Genomic DNA, 19,050 nt, shown 5'->3' with positions numbered 1-19,050 from the left:
CCTAATTGAACACCAACGATTCCAGACAATTCGACCTGCACCCGGTGGATCAACGCCGGCTGGCCTCGCTCTGCGGCCAGTTTGATGAGAATCTCAAGCACATCGAGCGCCGGCTACAGGTGAAAGTCGGCCGGCGCGGCCACCACTTTCGAGTTGAGGGTGAGACCGACCACGTCGCTGCCGCGGTTGAGGTCATCCGCCACTTGTATCGGGAAACCGAGGCCACCGACGACATTTCACCAGATACCGTTCACCTCTTCATCCGTGAAACAGGCTACGAGCGCCTGCCAGAAGATGTGCCCTACGACGGCGCCGTAACGGTCATCAAGACTCCAAAGCTCCAGGCCAAGCCGCGCGGTGCAAACCAGCAGAAGTACGTGCACAGCATCCGCAGCCACGACATCAACTTTGGTATTGGCCCGGCAGGCACCGGCAAGACCTGGCTCGCCGTTGCCTGTGCTGTTGAGGCACTGAAAGACGAACAGGTGAAGCGGATTCTGCTGGTGCGCCCCGCCGTGGAAGCCGGTGAAAAACTGGGATTCCTGCCAGGCGACCTGGCCCAGAAAGTCGATCCGTACCTGCGCCCGCTGTACGACGCGCTCTACGAAATGCTGGGCTTCGACCAGGTGACCCGGCTGATTGAAAAAAGCGTGATCGAAATTGCGCCGCTGGCGTTCATGCGCGGCCGCACCTTGAACAATTCTTTCATCATTCTCGATGAGAGCCAGAACACCACACGGGAACAGATGAAGATGTTCCTGACCCGCATCGGTTTCGGCTCAACAGCGGTGATCACCGGTGACACCACCCAGGTGGATCTGCCGCGCGGCCAGAATTCGGGCCTGATTCACGCCGCCGGCGTGCTCGGCAAGGTATCCGGCATTGGCTTTACCCGCTTCGAAGCGAAGGATGTGGTCCGTCACCCACTGGTTCAGCGCATTGTGGAGGCCTACGATTCGTTCGATGACGGAGGCGGAAGCCAGTCGTGAGCGAGCTGACGGTCGATATTCAGAACGTTTTTGAGGGCAGCAGCGTGCCCGCCGACACCCAGTTTCAGACCTGGGCGCAAAACGCCTGGCTGGGTGAGCATCCATCTGAAGTGACAGTTCGTATCGTCGACACGCTGGAGAGCCAATCCCTGAACAACGAGTTCCGCGGCAAGGACAAGCCGACCAATGTGTTGTCCTTCCCATTTGAAGCGCCAGCCGGTATAACGGTGCCATTGGCGGGAGATCTCGTCATTTGCGCACCGGTTGTCGAACGCGAGGCCGCCGAGCAAGACAAGACGCCGACAGCCCACTGGGCGCACATGGTTGTTCACGGTATGCTGCATCTTCAGGGCTACGATCACGTGGATGATGAAGATGCCGAGGCCATGGAAGCCCTTGAGATTCGGTTGCTTGGGCAACTTGGATTTGGCAACCCTTACGAAGCAGAGGAAACGGAACAGGACTCATGAACGACGATCAGTCGAGTCGCAGTCAGGGCGGAAAGTCCTGGCTGGAACGTATATCACAGGCCTTTGCCAGCGGGCCTGAGTCCGTTGAGGACGTGCTGGAAATCCTCCGGGACGCTGAGTCCCAAAGCATCATCGATGCCGACGCGATGAGCATCATTGAAGGTGCCATGCAGGTGATCGATATGCGCGTGGATGAAATCATGATCCCGCGCTCCCAGATGGTCACCGTCAAAGCTTCGCAAGAACAAAGAGTTCCTCGGCGAAATCATTTCTTCTGCTCACAGCCGTTTTCCCGTCATTGGTGACAGCCAGGACGACGTCATCGGTGTTCTGCTCGCCAAGGACCTGCTGCCGCTGGCGCTGGACAACGAGCTGAACTGGTCGAAAATTCGCGAGATCCTGCGCCCACCGACCTTTGTTCCGGAAAGCAAGCGTTTGAACCAGCTGCTGAAAGAGTTCAAGGAGAACCGCAACCACATGGCCATTGTGGTGGACGAGTACGGTGGAACGGCCGGACTGATCACCATTGAAGACGTGCTTGAGCAGATCGTCGGCGAAATCGAAGACGAACACGATTTTGACGAGGAAACGCACATCAAGGCCCGCGGTGACGGTACCTACGCGGTCAAAGCGGTCACTCCTGTCGATGATTTCAACGAGTTCTTTGAAACAGAGCTGGATGAGGAAGAGTTCGACACCATCGGCGGTCTTGTACTCAAGGAGTTTGGACATCTGCCCAGACGCGGTGAAACGGTTGCATTCGGTGGCTTGCGCTTTACTATTGCCAACGCCGATAACCGAGTCATCCGTCTGCTGCAGGTAACCCGAAGTGAGCAGTGAAGCTACCGAAATCCAGGGCCTGAGTACCCCGCTCTCCGCCAGTCGCTGGCTGGGCATCGTCACGCTTGTTGCGGCCGGTGCTCTCCAGACCCTGACCTTCTCACCGTTCGAATTCTGGTGGCTGGGCCCGGTTTCGGTTCTGCTGATTCTGTTGGTCACGGTGCCCCTGGCAGCTGACAAGCTGTTCAAGGCCGGCTGGTTCACCGGCCTTGGCTTGTTCGGCAGTGGCGCCAGCTGGGTCTATATCAGCATCAGCCAGTACGGCAACACCTCCATTCCCGTTTCCGTCCTGCTCACCGTCATATTCGTCGCCGGCCTGGCCCTGTTCCATGGTCTGGCCTTCTGGTTCTGGGGCAAGCTTGCCAAGGACAGTCAGGTACGCCGGCTGATCCTGTTCCCGGCCATCTGGATTCTGGGTGACTGGCTCCGGGGTTGGCTGCTCACCGGTTTCCCGTGGCTGTATCTCGGTACCGCGCACACCGATGGCCCATTGGCGGGACTGGCGCCCGTGGTCGGTGTCCATGGCCTGACTCTCTGGATTACGGTTACCGGCGCGGCGCTCTACGCGGCCTGGTGGCTGGTGACACACCTGCGACACGTGGCTGCGGCGGTCACGCTGCTGTGCGCACTCATACCCTGGGTCGTAGCCCCGGCGATCAACCAGGTAGCCTGGACCGAAGTCGACTCTGAGCCGACCAGCTTTGTGGCCATGCAGGGCAATATCCCCCAGCAGATCAAATGGGATCCGGATTTCCTGAAAGACCAGATCGTGACCTATCTGGGATGACGGAGCCGCACTGGAACGCCGATCTGATCCTGTGGCCGGAAACCGCCATCCCGATTCCACAGGACAAGGCCGGCAAGATCATTGAGCACATCGATGAAGAGCTCGGCGACAACAGCACCCTGATCACCGGCATCCCCTGGTACGGCTTCAGCGACCGTATCGAAGACTTCACGTTCCACAACAGCATCATGGCCATCGGCAACGGCGAAGGGATTTACCACAAGCAGAAACTGGTGCCTTTCGGCGAGTACGTCCCCCTCCAGGGACTGTTGCGCGGATTGATCGGGTTCTTTGATCTGCCCATGAGCAGCTTTAGCCGAGGCCCGGACTATCAGGGCCCGCTCCAGGCAAATGGCATGCGAATCATGCCGTTCATTTGTTACGAGGTGGCCTATCCGGACTTTGTTGCTTTTAACAGTCGCAACGCGGATCTGCTGCTGACCATCAGCAACGACGGCTGGTTCGGCGATTCCATTGGTCCGCTTCAGCACCTGCAGATCGCCCGCATGCGGGCACTGGAAACCGGTCGTTACATGCTGCGCGGCACCAACAACGGCGTCACCGCGATCATCGATAACCGGGGCCAGATCACCGAGACCATTCCCCAGTTTGAAAAGGCTACCCTGCAGGGTGAGGTGTACACGGCAACAGGCAGCACCCCCTACATGCAGACCGGCTCCTGGCCGGTACTGACTCTGGCAGTGATCCTGGTGGTGTTCGTGCGAGAGCGGATTATTCCTCCCGTCTCGGCCAGCGGCTCGTAACCCGCTCGTAGTAGTGGGAGCCGCAGGCGTCGCAGGGTTCCAGATGACTGGTGGCGGTCAGGCAGCGCATGTGGCTGCAGTTCAGGCAGCGGAACATGCCGGCGGTCGCCACTTCGCCGGAGATGTAATGGCCGGCATCGTCATTTTCCAGCTTTTGGTTCAGCTCCAGGGTATCCACCCGGGTCCGGTCGGCCACAGATAGCAACCGGTCGGCTAACTGGTGTTCCAGTAACGAGATATCCAGCTGCAGCCATTCGGTCAGCCCCTCACCGGTTTCGTCCACGAAGTGCATCAAGTGGGCTAAATCGCGCTGGAGGTAAGCGCCCAGAAGATCCGCCTCCTCCCGGGTCATTTCCTCCAGCTCGTACTCGAACTGGATCGCATTCTTGATCTCTTCCTCCAACGTTTCGATCGATGTTTCCTGCGCCAGCTTCAACCGGCCCTGTACCCGCTCGAGCATCCGATCGTATACCTCAAGTGCCTTACCGGAAAGATGGCTTCGTTCTGGTTCAGTCATATTGGCTCTCCCTTCAATATTGTTCAGTCTGGCACAGGATCCGAAATTTGGCAGACTACCTGTCAGGCCCTCTGTGCGTTAGAATGTCCGGCCGCTCCGAACATCATTTTGATACAGGGTAACTTTGGTAATGGCAGCAATGGACGAGCAATACAATCCACGCAATGTAGAACAGAATGCCCGCACCTTCTGGGAGGAGAACAAGACCTTCGAAGTGAAGGAAGAACCGGGCAAACCCAAGTACTACTGCCTGTCCATGTTCCCTTACCCCAGCGGCAAGCTGCACATGGGCCACGTTCGCAACTACACCATTGGCGACGTGATTTCCCGCTACCAGCGTATGCAGGGCAAAAATGTCATGCAGCCCATGGGTTGGGACGCCTTCGGTCTGCCGGCCGAAAACGCCGCCATTGCCAACAAGACCGCGCCCGCAAAATGGACGCATTCCAACATCGATTACATGAAGAACCAGCTCAAGCAACTGGGCTTCGGTTACGACTGGAACCGGGAGTTGGCCACCTGCAAGCCCGATTACTATCGCTGGGAACAGTGGTTCTTTGCCCGCCTGTACGAGAAAGGCCTGGTGTACAAGAAGATGTCCACCGTTAACTGGGACCCGGTCGATCAGACTGTCCTAGCCAATGAGCAGGTGGTCGATGGACGCGGCTGGCGTTCCGGCGCCCTGGTGGAACAGAAAAAGATCCCCCAGTGGTTCATCCGCATTACCGATTACGCCGAGGAATTGCTGAACGATCTGGACCAGCTGGAAGACTGGCCGGAACAGGTCAAGACCATGCAGCGCAACTGGATCGGCAAATCCGTGGGTACCGAACTGACCTTCCCGCTGAAAGACGGCGACGACGGCCTGACGGTCTACACCACTCGCCCGGACACCCTGATGGGCGTTAGCTACATGGCCGTGGCTGCCGAGCATCCGCTGGCCAAGGCAGCCGCAGAGCGCCACCGCGATGTCGCCGAGTTTGTTGATGAATGCCGGAACAGCAAGGTGGCCGAAGCCGAACTGGCCACCATGGAAAAGAAAGGCATTGATACGGGCTTCAAGGCCATTCATCCGCTGACCCAGGAAGAGATCCCGGTCTGGATCGCCAACTTCGTGCTGACCGATTACGGCACCGGCGCCTGATGGCCGTGCCCGGTCACGATGAGCGCGACCACGAGTTTGCCCTCAAGTACCGCCTGCCGATCAAACAGGTGATCGCAGCCAAAGATGGCCGCGAGCTCGATGTCCAGGAAGAGGCCTTCACCGAGAAAGGCACCCTGGTTTCGTCCGGCAAGTACAGCGGCCTGACCAGTGACGAAGCCTTTGACGAGATTGCTGATCATCTGGAAGCACAGGGCATTGGCAAGCGCACGGTCAACTATCGTCTGCGGGATTGGGGCGTATCTCGCCAGCGCTATTGGGGCGCACCCATCCCCATGATGACCCTGGAAGACGGCACCGAGCGTCCGGTCCCCGACGACCAGCTACCGGTGCGCCTGCCAGAAGACGTTGAGATGGATGGTGTTCAGTCACCGATCAAGGCCGACCCCGAGTGGGCCAAGACCAGCTTTGAAGGCCAGCCGGCCACCCTGGAAACAGATACCTTCGATACCTTCATGGAGTCGTCGTGGTATTACGCCCGGTTCTGCAGCCCCAACTACGACAAGGGCATGCTGGATCCGGCAGCAGCCAACTACTGGCTGCCTGTTGACCAGTACATTGGCGGCATCGAGCACGCCATCCTGCACCTCCTGTACGCCCGCTTCTTCCACAAGATGCTGCGCGACGTTGGCCTGGTGAACAGCTCCGAGCCGTTCAACCGCCTGCTGTGTCAGGGCATGGTGCTGGCAGAAACTTACTTCCGTACCGACGACACCGGCAAAACCACCTGGATCGCGCCTGCCGATGTCACCGTGGAGCGTGACAGCAAGGGCCAGGTCATCCGGGCCATCCATAAGCAAGATGGCGCACCGGTAGAAATCGGTGGTGTCACCAAGATGTCCAAGTCCAAGAACAACGGCATTGACCCCCAGGCCATCATTGATGAGCACGGCGCCGATACCGTTCGCCTGTTCATGATGTTTGCCGCGCCGCCAGAGCAGTCTCTGGAGTGGTCTGACAGCGGCGTTGAAGGGGCCCACCGGTTCCTCAAGCGCCTGTGGCGGATGGTGAATGAACACACCGCTGAAGGCCCTTCACCGACACTGAACGCGGCCGAACTGAACGACGCCCAGAAAGACCTGCGTCGTAAGACCCACGAAACCATTGCCAAGGTCAGTGACGACGTGAGCCGCCGCCTGACGTTCAATACCGCTATTGCCGCCGTCATGGAGCTCCTCAATGAGGCCGGCAAGCTTTCGGACAGCGAACCACAGAGCCGTGCCGTACGCCAGGAAGCCCTGAACACCGCGGTACTGGTGCTGTCACCGATTGTTCCCCATATCTGCCACTCACTGTGGCATTCGCTGGGGCACGAAGAGCCGGTGGTCGATGCCAAGTGGCCGGTGGCCGACAAGGATGCCATGGTTCGTAGCCAGATCCAGGTTGTGCTGCAGGTCAATGGCAAGGTCCGTGCAAAACAGGACGTCCCTGCCGACATTGGTAAGGCCGATCTGGAAAAACTTGCGCTGGAAAACGAGAACGTCATGCGGTTTACCGAGGGCGCCACGATACGCAAGGTCATCGTGGTTCCAGGCAAACTGGTGAACGTGGTGGCCAACTGATATGTCACGTCGCCCGGCGCCCTTTTCGGCCCTGCCCGCAGTCATAACGGCTTTTGTGATGACCACGATAGCCGGCTGCGGCTTCCAGTTGCGCGGTGCGCCGCCGGTATCGGCGGCACTGCAGCCCCTGAAGGTTGATTGCGCGCGCGGCGTGCCAGAGTTGCTGTGCGAGTCCGTGCGCGATCAGTTGGAGTTGGGCGAAGTGAGGCTTACCGAAGCTGGCGACGCCGCCTACGTCATGAAACTCAGTGACTTCCAGCAGGACCGCCGGGCCTCGGCAATCACGGTTCAGGCTTCCGCCGCCGAATACACCCTGCGCAACTCGGTTAGCCTGGAGTTGATCAGCACTGATCAGGTGCCAATCATTGCCGACACCCGCCTGTCCTCCAGCGAAAGTTACCGCTATGACGAAACCAACGTGCTTGCCAAGCAGCGTGAGGAAGAAGAACTGCAGACCCAGCTCAGCAGCCGCCTGGCCCAGCAGATCCTTTTCCGGTTGGCACCACTGACCCAGGCCCGCATCGACAGCATCCGGGACCAACACCAATCGGACTCCGGTGATCAGCCGGATAACGACGCGCCAGCACCATGAAAACGCAACCGGGCCAGCTTCCTCAACTGCTGAAAAAAGGCCTGTCGCCGGTCTACCTCATCTCCGGCGATGAACCCTTGCTGGTGCAGGAATGCTGTGACCAGGTGCGCAAGGCAGCGCTGGATGCCGGATTTGTCGACCGACTGACCTTCCACGCCGACAATCAGCTGGACTGGAACGCCGTGGCCGACGAATTCAGCGCCATGTCGCTGTTTGCCGAGCGCCGGCGCATCGAAATCCATCTGCCTACCGGCAAGCTGGGGGATGGACGGGCAGTACTTGAACGGGTGCTGCAGGAGCCCCCGGAAGACATCATCCTCTTGCTGATCAGTGCCCGCCTGGATGCCGCGGAAACGCGCAGAAAATGGTACAAGGAACTGCAGAACAAAGGCGTTCATGTGCCGATCTGGCCAGTGGACGCGGACAAATTCCTCGGGTGGCTGCAGCAACGCGCCTCAAGCCGGGGCCTGAGCCTGACCCGAGGCGCCCTGGCCATCCTGGGAGAGCGTCTTGAGGGCAACCTGCTTGCCGCCAGCCAGGAACTTGATCGCCTGTCGCTGCTCAGTGGCACAGACACCATCGACGAAGAAACCGTAGAGCAAGCCGTTCAGGACAGCTCCCGGTTCAATGGTTTTGAGCTGGTGACGGAACTGCTCGCCGGCCGCGCACCCCACGCTGGAAAAATGATAGGCGTGCTGCAGCAGGAGGGAGAAAACCCTCTCGGGCTGCTTTCGGTGCTTACCCGCGACCTGAACCTGATCCTTGAACTCAGGGGCGCAGCCAGCCAGGGTGAAAACCCCAGCGCCTTTCTGAAAAAACGGGGCGTGTTTCAGCCCCAGCGCGCCCGGGTTATTGAACAGGCCTCGCGGCGTCTTTCTCGCCCCCAACTGCATCAGGCCATCGAGGTCTGCAGCCAGATTGATCGTGCCGCCAAAGGCTTCGACAGTCTGACACCATGGCATTATCTACGGGATCTTTCGCTGCTGCTGTCAGCTCGATTCTGACCTGGATCAAGCCCTCTCCACTCCCATGCCTGCTCTCTGTCACGCCCCTTGACAGAAAAACACTGGTCGGCGCATCTTAAACAGAGCCCGCAATCAGAGGAGGCATTTGAGATGAACCTGCAAGAAGAGCTGAAAAAACTCTCGGAAAAGATAAAACAGTATCGCGATGAAGCCCGTGTCCAGATGCACCTGGCCAAGGAAGACGTCAAGGATGAATGGGACGATCTCGAGCAAGAGTGGGAACGATTCCGTAACCGATTGGAGGAGGTGCTGCACGATAGCGAAGATGCATCCAAGGAAGCTCGACAGACAGCTCAGAAACTAGGGGAAGACCTGAAGAGCGGATACCAGAACATTCGCAATAAGCTGAAGTGAAGTGTTAACTGGTTAACAAAACGCCACAAATAGCAAACAAAGAGCCGCATTCAGCTCTCGTCGCTGTGCCATACTTCACAGTATAAGTGGTCAAAGCGTCATATTTTTGACCAGCCGGGCAAAGGAGGCCCAACCAGTACAGACGCTTACAGACTCTGCGAGGCATCACAGGCGTATGAAACACTTCTCTCTGACTCTCGTCACCTTGTCACTATTGCTGTCGGCCAGCCTGGTAATCGGCCAAAATACCCGTTTTAGCGATCCCGACACCGTCATCAAGAACGAGTTCTGGGGCAACCTTTACGCTGAGGGTGGTAACTCCTTTTTCTGCGACACTGCCTTTACCAGCAAGGGCTTCTTACTGAAAGACGGGTACGTATATCCGTTAGCGGACATTCGCAGTGCACTCGACTGCGGCACCTCCCGCGCATGCGAAAAAGACAACCGGTATCGACAGATCGCCTCAGACCTGCACAACATGGTTCCGGTTAAATCCCGGATTGAAATGCAGCGTCGTAATGTTCGGTACGAAGACCTGGGAGCGACGGTGAAGCCCAGCGACTGTGGCATTCGCGAAAGCGCCGGGTTCTTCGAACCGCCCAAGCGGGTCAAAGGTGACGTCGCACGCACGGTCGCCTATATGGTGGACACCTATGAACTACCCTGGATTGGCGCGACCCCGGTATTCCAGGACTGGAGCCGCAATGATCCACCGGACGACACCGAGTTGACCCGTCACCGCCGGGTCAGCGAAATTCAGGGCAATAAAAACCCTTTCGTGACCAATCCTGAGCTCATCGAGCAACTCTGAGCCAGTCGCCGGGTTAGCAAAGACAAGCACTGACACAAAAAGCAGGCCGTATGGCCTGCTTTTTTATTGCGCTATCTACAACCGCTGCAGATCAGAACTCTTCAGCAGTCAACGCCATCATCGAATCGCTTCCACTGCGAATGCCTTCGGCCAGCGAAACGGTCTTCGGCAGCAGGCGATCGAAATAGAAGCGTGCGGTTTTCAGCTTGCCGGTGTAGAAACCGGAGCTATCACCCTCAGCCTTCGGCGCGGCCGCTTTTACTATCTTCGCCCACATGTAACCCAATGCCGTCAGACCGAACAGATCAAGATAATCCACAGACGCCGCACCGACAGCATCGGGATTATCACCGGCCTGCTGGATCACGTGTTCGGTGACGTCGGACAAACGCTCGAAGGCGGCAGCCAGAGGCTCAAGGAACGGACGCAGGTTCTGGTCAGCGCTGTTCTCCTCGATGAACGCGGCCACGTCCTGGGCAAACAGCTCATACAGCTTGCCCTGACTGCCAACCACTTTACGACCCATCAGATCCAGCGCCTGAATGCCATTGGTGCCTTCATAAATCTGGGTGATGCGGCAATCCCGAACCAGTTGTTCCTGGCCCCACTCACGGATGAAACCATGGCCGCCAAACACCTGCTGGCCCATGATACAGGCATCCAGACCACGGTCGGTCAGGAAGGCCTTGGCTACCGGAGTCAGCAACGCAACCATGCCTTCAGCGTGCTTGCGACGCTCTTCCTCAGCAGGATCCGCGTACTTGGAGATATCCAGCCACTGGGCAACGTAGGTGGAGAATGCCCGTCCACCTTCGACGTAGCCTTTCATGGTCAGCAGCATGCGGCGAACGTCCGGATGCACCAGAATCGGGTCGGCAGCCTTTTCAGGCTGCTGGGCACCGGTAGGTGCGCGGCTCTGAATGCGGTCCAATGCGTATTCCCGGGCACTCTGCAGAGAGGCTTCGGCGGCACCGATACCCTGAATACCAACACCCAGGCGCTCGTAGTTCATCATGGTGAACATGGCCGCCAGACCCTTGTTCTCCTCGCCGACCAACCAGCCCTTTGCGCCGTCGAAGTTCATCACGCAGGTGGCAGACCCCTTGATGCCCATCTTCTTCTCGAGGGAGCCACAGCTGAAGCTGTTGCGCTCACCCACGGAACCGTCGTCGTTCACCATGAACTTTGGCACCAGGAACAGGGAAATACCCTTCGGCCCCTTGGGCGCATCCGGCAACTTGGCGAGCACCAGGTGAATGATGTTCTCGGCCATGTCGTGCTCGCCCCAGGTAATGAAAATCTTGGTACCTGTGACGTTGAAGGAGCCATCGCTGTTCGGCTCGGCTTGGTGCGAATAATGCCCAGATCGGTACCGGCGTGGGGCTCGGTCAGGTCCATGGCGCCGGACCAGACACCGGAGTACATATTCGGCAGGTACTTTTCCTTCAATTCCTGGCTACCGTGAGCATCCAGCGCCAGACACGCGCCGGCAGTCAGCATCGGGGCCAGGCCAAAGGCCATGTTCGCACCCTGCATCATTTCCTCAAACTGGGCGACCAGTGTTTTCGGCATGCCCATGCCACCGAAGTCCGGGTTACCACCCAGCCCGTTCCAGCCACCTTCCACAATGGTCTGGTAGGCTTCCTTGAAGCCCTCCGGCGCAGTGACTTCGCCGTCATTCCACTTGCTGCCCTGCTCATCACCCTCACGGTTCAGGGGCGCCAGCACACCGCTCGTGATCTTGCCGGCCTCTTCCAGAATCGCGTCCGCGGTATCCGGGTCGACGTTTTCTGCAACCTTGGGCAGGGACGCCCACAGAGCGGGTGCATCGAAAACTTCGTTCAAAACAAAACGCATGTCACGTAGAGGTGCCTGGTAATCAGCCATCTATAACTCTCCAAAATCAGTCAGTCTGTTCAGGCGCTGCCAGCTGTTTGACTGGGCCCGGCACGCCTGTCTGGGCGGTATGTCCGCTCCAAATTCGTTTTTATGAGCGCCCATTCTACCTTAAAAGCGAACCTCAACTCATGAAAAAGCCCGCGTCCGTGGAGCGCGGGCTTTTTTGTCCTGTTGGACTGTCCTTCGGTGCCCGCGCCTTACAGAGCGAAGGCTTCCTCAGGCATGTCCATCAGGCTGTCGGCGCCAGCCAGCATGCTTTCTGCGTGAGCCTTGGAACGCGGCAGCATACGCTTGAAGTAGAAGCGTGCGGTCTGCACCTTGGCGTTGTAGAACATCTCTTCAGAGGTTCCATCTGCCATGGTGTCCAATGCCACCTTGGCCATGCGGGCCCACAGGTAGGCAAACACGGCGTAACCGGAATACATCAGGTAGTCCACAGACGCGGCACCTACTTCTTCACGGTTCTTCATGGCGGTCATGCCAACCTTCATGGTCAGGTCGCCCCACTCCTTGTTGATGGCCGCCAGCGGCTCAACGAATTCCTTCAGCTGCTCGTTGTCCGCGTTTTCTTTGCAGAATACATGCACCTGCTTGGTGAAGCCCTTAAGGGACTCGCCTTGAGTCATCAGAACCTTACGGCCCAGCAGATCCAGCGCCTGAATGCCGGTGGTGCCTTCGTAGATCATGCCGATACGGGCATCACGGACGTTCTGTTCCATGCCCCACTCGGAGATAAAGCCGTGTCCACCGAACACCTGCATGCCCAGGTTGGCGGATTCGTAGCCGATTTCGGTCAGGAAGGCCTTGGCGATCGGTGTCAGGAAGCCCAGGGCTTCGTCAGCGGCCTTACGCTCTTCTTCTGTTTTGCCGCTCTGAACGACATCAGCCTGCTGTGCAGTCAGGTAGATCAAGGCACGAGCGCCTTCGGCAACGGCTTTCTGAGTCAGCAGCATGCGGCGCACGTCCGGGTGCACGATGATCGGATCGGCAATGCCTTCCGGATTCTTCGGGCCGCTCAGGGAGCGCATAGCCAGGCGATCCTTGGCATAGGCCAGGGAGCCTGGAAGCCCAGCTCGGCAGCACCCAGACCCTGGAGAGCAGTACCGATACGGGCGGTGTTCATGAAGGTAAACATGCAGTTCAGGCCACGGTTCTCAGGGCCGATCAACCAGCCTTTGGCGCCGTCAAAATTCATCACGCAGGTAGCGTTACCATGGATACCCATCTTGTGCTCGATGGAGCCACAGGAAACGGCATTGCGCTCACCGGAAGAACCGTCTTCGTTCGGCAGGTTCTTGGGCACGATGAACAGGGAAATACCCTTGGTGCCTTCCGGAGCGCCCGGCAGGCGCGCCAGAACGATGTGAACAATGTTCTCAGCCATGTCGTGCTCGCCGGCAGAGATAAAGATCTTGGTGCCGGTGATGGCATAGGTGCCATCGGCATTCGGCTCGGCCTTGGTGCGCAGAGTACCCAGATCGGAACCACAGTGCGGCTCGGTCAGACACATGGTGCCAGTCCACTCGCCGCTAATCAGCTTGGTCAGGTAGGTCTGTTTCTGCTCTTCGGTACCGTGCTCTTCAATGGTGTTGGTCGCACCGTGGCTTAGGCCCGGGTACATACCGAAAGACCAGTTGGCGGTACCCACCATTTCGCTGATCACAATGCCCAGGGAACTCGGCAGGCCCTGGCCACCGTAGTTGGGATCGGCAGTCATAGACGGCCAGCCGCCTTCCACATACTGCTGGTAAGCTTCCTTGAAGCCGGTCGGCGTCTTCACACCGTCTTCGCTCCAGGTGCAGCCCTCTTGATCACCGACCTGGTTCAGCGGAGACAGAACCTGCTCACAGAGCTTGGCACCTTCTCCGATAATGGCGTCCACCATATCCGGAGTGGCGTCTTCTGCGCCTTCCAGATTGGCGTAGTGCTTCTCGCTGTCCAGCAGCTCGGTCATTACGAATTTGATGTCACGCAGGGGCGCTTTGTAGTCAGGCATGGAATCCACCTCGGTTTTCGGGCTTCGCTGAATCACAATGACAGCTTTTAGCCTCGGTTTTTTCTCAAACACCGCAACGCACCGCGCTGCAGCCTTAATTAAACAGTTGTTTGAAACATACGTTTAGAGGCACAGAATTGTCAAGAGTCGATCTAAAAATTTGTGTTGTGATCTGTGACCGGAAAGCACGCTACAGGCGTGGTCACGAAGAAATACAAGAGGTTGCAGCCAAGGGCCCAACGCGACTGGAATTAAAAGAAGTCAAGAATGAAGAGAGGACTGCCCGTCAGGCAGCAACGGGACGAAAGGCTGAACGCGGCTGTTCAGCGGCATCGGTCATCGCCGAGACAGTTTGGTAGGTTCCGTTCGCCTGTTGAGCGGTGCGAGATTGTGGATCGTCGTCACTGCCCTGCTCCGGCTTGGGCTGAGCGTCTTCGGCTCCTTCCTGTCCGGACATCACCTCAGACTGAGCTTTCAGCATCACCTGCATGGCTTCTGCAGCGACAGCCCGGTCCTGGCCGGAGGGCTCCGCCGGCGCCATGGCCGCGGCCCGCACTACCCGCATTTTTTCAATGGTTGCCTGGGGATCGCCCGGAACCGGAGACACATCAATCGGCACCTCCCCGCCCACAGCGTACTGGGCACCGTCAGGGCCGCGCTGGAAGGTATAGGAGATGGCACCCGCGTACTGACCGCCCACCGCCTGGTGCGCCGCTTCATGGGCACGCACTTCACGATCACGGGCTTTAAGTTCGGTAAGCTGCTTGAGTTCTCCCGGGCTTAGCCCCTGCTCAGACGCCGCAGAGACGCCGCGAGCGCGGGCCTTCGGCTGGTCGTCAGCAGAACCGCCATCCGCTCGGCGCGCTTCTGCTTCAGTCCGAGGCGAAGTTTGGCCGGTGACCGACGGGGAAAAGACTGGGAGATTTGGGGATATTGCGTTCAAGACCGGTACTCACGCCATCATATTCAGGCCATGATATCCAAGAGGGTACCGAGCGTTTCGTCGGCAGTCTTTACGACCTGGGCCGAGGCCTCGACGCTGCGCTCATACAATTTCAGGTCAATGATGGGCTCGACCAGACTACCGGCACCTTCGGCAGTCCCTTGGGGACCATCGACACCACCACGAGCAATTTTCCGGGCCGCATTGTCCATACCGACCATGCCGTCCTGGATGCCCTGAATACCGATTGCAAGTGTATTACTGATCATCGCTACAGCTTCCACTGACCAATTATTGACTCAAGTTAGCCACATTCCTGGTCAATTTTCAATCAAATATTTGAGATCAAGATGGGATGCCAGGGCCACGGGATCCGGCTCTGCCAGCCAGGGCAGCTCACCCAGACACGGCGCGGCCATGTGCGAGCGCAGGTAATCCAGCGTCTCCCGCTCGCAACTCATTGTTTCCGCTTCTGCCCGATTGGCCACCCAGCCAGCCACGAAAAGACCATCCGCCCGAATTGCCTCGGCAGTCAGCAGAGCATGATTTATACAGCCGAGTTTCAGACTAACCACCAGAATCACTGGCGTACCCAGCTCGCGCGGCAAAGACGAATAGGTTTCCCGCTCATTAAGCGGTACCCGCCAGCCACCCGCACCCTCGATCAGCATCAGTCGGCCGGACGAAGCTGGAGCCCGCGGCAGAATCCGATCAAACGCTGTGCCGTTACGGTTTTTCCAGCCTGAGCCGCCGCCACGTGTGGTGCAATCGCCGGCTTCAGCGCCACTGGATTGATCACCTCATAGGCCAGCGATTCCGTCATGGCGTTCTGCAGGGCCAGGGCATCCTCATTGCGCAAGCCTTCCGGCGTCTCGTCACAGCCGGAAGCAATCGGCTTCATCGCCAGGGTGCGCAGACCAGCGGCCCGGGCCGCCTCGAGAATCGCCGCCGATACCATGGTCTTGCCCACGCCCGTGTCCGTGCCGGTAACGAAAAAGGTCTTCTTGGCCATAACTTATGAAATTCCGAGATTTATTAATGAGGGAGGGTAAACAGAAATCAGGATGCCCGCCAATACACCCACGCCGCTTCATAACTGGCGACGACGGTGCCATCGGATTGTTTGGGATAATTACGGCACATAGTACGGACACGACTGGGCGCGGTCAGGGTCTTGCGCCGATCTTCACTCTTGAAACCGGCACCCAGCAGGCGCAACTCAGCGGCAAGCGCCATCGGCGACGCATAGGGTAATGCTATGGTCCGGGTGTCCACACGGGCATCCGGCAACAAGGCTTCAACCCGTTGCCGCAAGGCAACTTCAGACTCAAACCGATTGATGTGCTGCTGGCCCGGATCAGCCATAGCCCAGGCCTGCTTGAACTCTGAAAGAGTACCTTCCAGCAGCGTAGACAGCACCAACCGCCCGCCCGGCCTCAGCACCCGCTGGCACTCGGCGAATACAGTGCGCGGATCATCACACCACTGCACCATCAGGTTGCTGAACACCACATCGAAGCTATCGGACGGGAACGGCAGAGACTCTGCGTCAGCGACCAGCCACTCAATCGCCGGGCCAGACTGCTCACTGGCCTGCCCGATCATCCCGGGGGATAAATCCACACCGGTTACCTGGCACGGCCACCTCTGCTCGATCTTGCGGGTGAACCAACCGGTGCCACAACCAAGATCCAGGATTCGCCGCGGCCGCAGACCGTCCCCCGAAAGTTTCAACGCATCCAGCATTTCCTCGCCCATGATCCGCTGCAACCGGGAAGCGCCGTCGTATGTTTTACTGGCACCACCGAACTGACTGGCAATCAGAGACTTGTCTGCAATCGAAGAAGCCACCAGTCCCGGCTTCTGCTCCGAGCCGGAGACCTGGGCAGCCAAGCGCTCACACCGCCACCCCGGGGCTGGACAACAAATGGCGGCAGCTGGACAGCGCCCGCAATAAGCGGTTCAGGTCCGCCTCACTGTGGGCGGCGCTGAAAGTCACACGAAGGCGAGCTTCACCTTCTGGCACTGTCGGCGGCCGAATGGCGGTCACCAGCAACCCCTGCTGTTCCAGAGCCTTGCTCAATTCGAGGGCGGTCCAGTTATCGCCAACCATAATGGGCTGAATCGGGGTTTCCGAAGGCATCAGCTGATAGCCCATGGCCGTTGCTTGCTGCCGAAAAGCCGCGATCAATTTCTCGAGATGCCGACGGCGGTCGTCGTCATGCTCAATCAGATCAATACTGGCACAGGTCGCGGCGGCAATGGCCGGCGGCATGGCCGTGGTATAGATATAGGTTCGGGCCTTCTGAACCAGATAATCCATCAACACCGAAGATCCCGCGACGAACGCACCGCTGGTGCCCACGGCTTTCCCCAGGGTGCCGATGAGCACCGGCACATCCTCCTCGGACAGCCCCTGTGCGGCAATGCTGCCGCGCCCCTGAGGACCGAGCACACCGATGCCATGAGCATCATCGACCACCAGCAAGGCATCATGCGCCCGACACACCCGCGCCAGCTCTTTCAATGGGGCAACATCCCCATCCATGCTGAACACGCCGTCGGTCACCACCAGCTTGTGACCGGAAGTCTGGGCCAGCATCGTTTCAAGCGCCGCGACATCGCCGTGAGCGTAGCGCCGGATCTTGGCCCGGCTGAGGATGCAGCCATCGATAATGGAAGCGTGATTGAGCCGGTCGGAAAAAATGGTATCACCGCGCCCCGCCAGGGCTGAGATCACGCCCATGTTGGCCATGTAGCCGGTAGAAAAGAACAGCGCCGAACTGCGGCCGGTGAACTCGGCAAGCCGCTGCTCCAGTCGATGATGGGCATCGTGGTGGCCACAAATCAGGTGCGACGCGGCACCACCGAGCCCGGTCTCGGGCAACGCATCACGGAGGGCATCAATATTGGCCGGGTGGTTGGCCAGGCCGAGGTAATCATTACTGCAGAATGACAGCAGGGGCTTGCCGTCAGAGGTTAATACCGGCTGCTGGGGGCCTGAGATCTGGCGACGGGTTCGGTAGAGCCCGGCCTGTTTTCGCTGTTCGAGTTCTAGAGCAAAGTCCCGCACGGCAACACCTGACGTTTAGCTCAAGGGTATGGGCGACAAGCGGGTACTGCTCCCCGGGATTGTTGAGGGCCAGGGATGGCCCGAATCAAGCGCACAGGGAGGTGCTTGTAGCGTATCCCGGGGAGCAGTACCCGCTTGTCGCTTCCCCAGGACTGATCAATTTATGGCAGGGCGTTACGCAGATTCCCGCGTGGCGTCATAGAACATGTGGCGCGTAGCTCATACTCCACCGCCTCGGTGATCGCCTCTTCCTCCTGCTCCTCGGAAGCGCACTGCTCCCGCTGCTCCGGACGGATACCCAGGCGACGGAACAGTTCCATGTCCGCGTCCGCTTCCGGGTTGGCGGTGGTCAGCAGCTTCTCGCCGTAGAAAATGGAGTTTGCACCGGCCATGAAACACAGCGCCTGCATCTGCTCGTTCATATTCTCCCGTCCAGCGGACAGGCGAACATGGGAAGCCGGCATCATGATGCGGGCCACCGCGATGATGCGAACAAACTCGAACGGGTCCAGGTCTTCCACGTTTTCCATGGGGGTACCCTTCACCTTCACCAGCATATTCACTGGCACACTCTCGGGGTGCTGAGGCAGGTTCGCCAACTGAAGCAGCAGGCCAACCCGGTCGTCTTCGTCTTCGCCCATGCCCAGAATGCCGCCACAACAGACCTTCATGCCCGCCTTGCGAACGTTATCCAGCGTGTCCAGACGATCCTTATAGGTCCGGGTAGTAATGATGTGGCTGTAAAACTTCTCGGAGGTGTCCAGATTGTGGTTGTAGTAATCCAATCCGGCATCCGCCAGTTCTTTCGCCTGACTCTCTTTCAGCATGCCCAGGGTCATGCAGGTCTCCAGACCCAGAGACTTCACCTGCTTAACCATATCGAGGACATAGGGCATGTCCTTTTTGGACGGCTGCGCCAGGCTGCGCCCATGCAGAAACGAGAAGCGCCCTTGCCTTTCGCGGCCTTCGCTTCAGCAACAACCTTCTCGATTTCGAGCAACTTTTCCTTCTCAAGCCCAGTATTGTAGTGACCGCTTTGCGGGCAGTACTTGCAATCCTCCGGGCAGGCACCGGTCTTGATCGACAGCAAAGTGCTGACCTGGACTTCGTTAGGATCAAAGTGTTCGCGGTGCACACTCTGGGCACGGAACAGAAGATCGTTGAACGGAAGCTCGAACAGGTCGCGTGCTTCTTGCAGCGTCCAGTCGTGACGGATTGCCGTGGAGGGTGCTGTAGCGATCATGGGTAAGTCCTGTTAACCTTTTC

General features: G+C 58.6%; 11 protein-coding genes and 7 pseudogenes. 9 read left to right on the top strand and 9 right to left on the bottom strand.

Annotation, left to right across the window (positions count from 1 at the left end):
- Window positions 1-5 precede the first annotated feature (5 nt).
- The 4 genes and pseudogenes from AU14_RS11780 to lnt all read left to right on the top strand — a co-directional run bounded on the left by AU14_RS11780 (window position 6) and on the right by lnt (window position 3,850).
- Window positions 6-989, top strand: a complete 984-nt coding sequence (locus AU14_RS11780) for a PhoH family protein (protein WP_041341031.1) — start codon at window positions 6-8, stop codon at window positions 987-989.
- Window positions 986-1,459 carry an rRNA maturation RNase YbeY gene (ybeY, locus tag AU14_RS11775; RefSeq protein WP_041341028.1) on the top strand — a complete coding sequence of 158 codons (474 nt, stop codon included), beginning with the start codon at window positions 986-988 and terminating at the stop codon, window positions 1,457-1,459. The genes AU14_RS11780 and ybeY overlap by 4 nt, the downstream gene beginning before the upstream one ends.
- Window positions 1,456-2,299, top strand: a pseudogene (locus tag AU14_RS11770) (HlyC/CorC family transporter). The gene ybeY and the pseudogene AU14_RS11770 overlap by 4 nt, the downstream one beginning before the upstream one ends.
- 10 nt (window positions 2,300-2,309) lie before the next feature.
- A pseudogene (gene lnt / locus AU14_RS11765) lies at window positions 2,310-3,850 on the top strand (apolipoprotein N-acyltransferase).
- Here the strand turns inward: lnt and AU14_RS11760 are convergent.
- On the bottom strand, window positions 3,819-4,367 hold the full coding sequence (locus AU14_RS11760; protein ID WP_041341024.1) for a zinc ribbon-containing protein: 549 nt from the start codon (window positions 4,365-4,367) through the stop codon (window positions 3,819-3,821). The pseudogene lnt and the gene AU14_RS11760 sit on opposite strands and share 32 nt — an antisense overlap.
- A gap of 139 nt (window positions 4,368-4,506) precedes the next feature.
- On the opposite strand from AU14_RS11760, the pseudogene leuS reads away from it, so the two are divergent.
- The 5 genes and pseudogenes from leuS to AU14_RS11735 all read left to right on the top strand — a co-directional run bounded on the left by leuS (window position 4,507) and on the right by AU14_RS11735 (window position 9,873).
- Window positions 4,507-7,091: pseudogene (gene leuS, locus AU14_RS11755) on the top strand (leucine--tRNA ligase).
- 58 nt (window positions 7,092-7,149) lie between these two features.
- Window positions 7,150-7,683 (top strand): LPS-assembly lipoprotein LptE, encoded by a 534-nt coding sequence (locus AU14_RS11750; RefSeq protein ID WP_236744027.1) that lies wholly within the window; start codon window positions 7,150-7,152, stop codon window positions 7,681-7,683.
- Window positions 7,680-8,687, top strand: coding sequence for a DNA polymerase III subunit delta (gene holA / locus AU14_RS11745; protein ID WP_041341020.1), 1,008 nt, complete (start codon window positions 7,680-7,682; stop codon window positions 8,685-8,687). The genes AU14_RS11750 and holA overlap by 4 nt, the downstream gene beginning before the upstream one ends.
- A 111-nt stretch (window positions 8,688-8,798) precedes the next feature.
- Window positions 8,799-9,062, top strand: coding sequence for a hypothetical protein (locus AU14_RS11740; protein WP_041341017.1), 264 nt, complete (start codon window positions 8,799-8,801; stop codon window positions 9,060-9,062).
- Between the two features lie 175 nt (window positions 9,063-9,237).
- A complete protein-coding gene (locus AU14_RS11735) occupies window positions 9,238-9,873 on the top strand; it encodes an endonuclease (RefSeq protein WP_041341015.1) in 636 nt (211 codons plus the stop codon).
- A gap of 91 nt (window positions 9,874-9,964) precedes the next feature.
- Here AU14_RS11735 and AU14_RS11730 read toward each other — a convergent pair.
- From AU14_RS11730 to bioB, 8 genes and pseudogenes are all read right to left on the bottom strand, one after another.
- Window positions 9,965-11,760: pseudogene (locus AU14_RS11730) on the bottom strand (acyl-CoA dehydrogenase C-terminal domain-containing protein).
- Window positions 11,761-11,969: 209 nt separating this feature from the next.
- Window positions 11,970-13,768: pseudogene (locus AU14_RS11725) on the bottom strand (acyl-CoA dehydrogenase C-terminal domain-containing protein).
- A gap of 286 nt (window positions 13,769-14,054) precedes the next feature.
- Window positions 14,055-14,711 (bottom strand): putative metalloprotease CJM1_0395 family protein, encoded by a 657-nt coding sequence (locus tag AU14_RS11720; RefSeq protein WP_041341010.1) that lies wholly within the window; start codon window positions 14,709-14,711, stop codon window positions 14,055-14,057.
- Between the two features lie 23 nt (window positions 14,712-14,734).
- On the bottom strand, window positions 14,735-14,980 hold the full coding sequence (locus AU14_RS11715; protein ID WP_041343927.1) for a flagellar hook protein FlgE: 246 nt from the start codon (window positions 14,978-14,980) through the stop codon (window positions 14,735-14,737).
- Window positions 14,981-15,031: 51 nt separating this feature from the next.
- Window positions 15,032-15,723: pseudogene (gene bioD / locus AU14_RS11710) on the bottom strand (dethiobiotin synthase).
- 47 nt (window positions 15,724-15,770) lie between these two features.
- The gene (bioC, locus tag AU14_RS11705; RefSeq protein ID WP_236744026.1) at window positions 15,771-16,604 is read right to left on the bottom strand and encodes a malonyl-ACP O-methyltransferase BioC; all 834 of its coding nucleotides are present in this window, start codon (window positions 16,602-16,604) and stop codon (window positions 15,771-15,773) included.
- A 4-nt stretch (window positions 16,605-16,608) separates the two neighbouring features.
- Window positions 16,609-17,784: an 8-amino-7-oxononanoate synthase gene (gene bioF, locus AU14_RS11700; RefSeq protein WP_041341009.1), complete on the bottom strand. Its 1,176-nt coding sequence runs from the start codon at window positions 17,782-17,784 to the stop codon at window positions 16,609-16,611.
- A gap of 174 nt (window positions 17,785-17,958) precedes the next feature.
- A pseudogene (gene bioB, locus AU14_RS11695) lies at window positions 17,959-19,027 on the bottom strand (biotin synthase BioB).
- Window positions 19,028-19,050 lie beyond the last annotated feature (23 nt).

The organism is Marinobacter similis (assembly GCF_000830985.1).
GTDB lineage: Bacteria > Pseudomonadota > Gammaproteobacteria > Pseudomonadales > Oleiphilaceae > Marinobacter > Marinobacter similis.
Note: the sequence above shows the minus strand (reverse complement) of the source record. Positions and strands in the feature narration are given on the sequence as shown.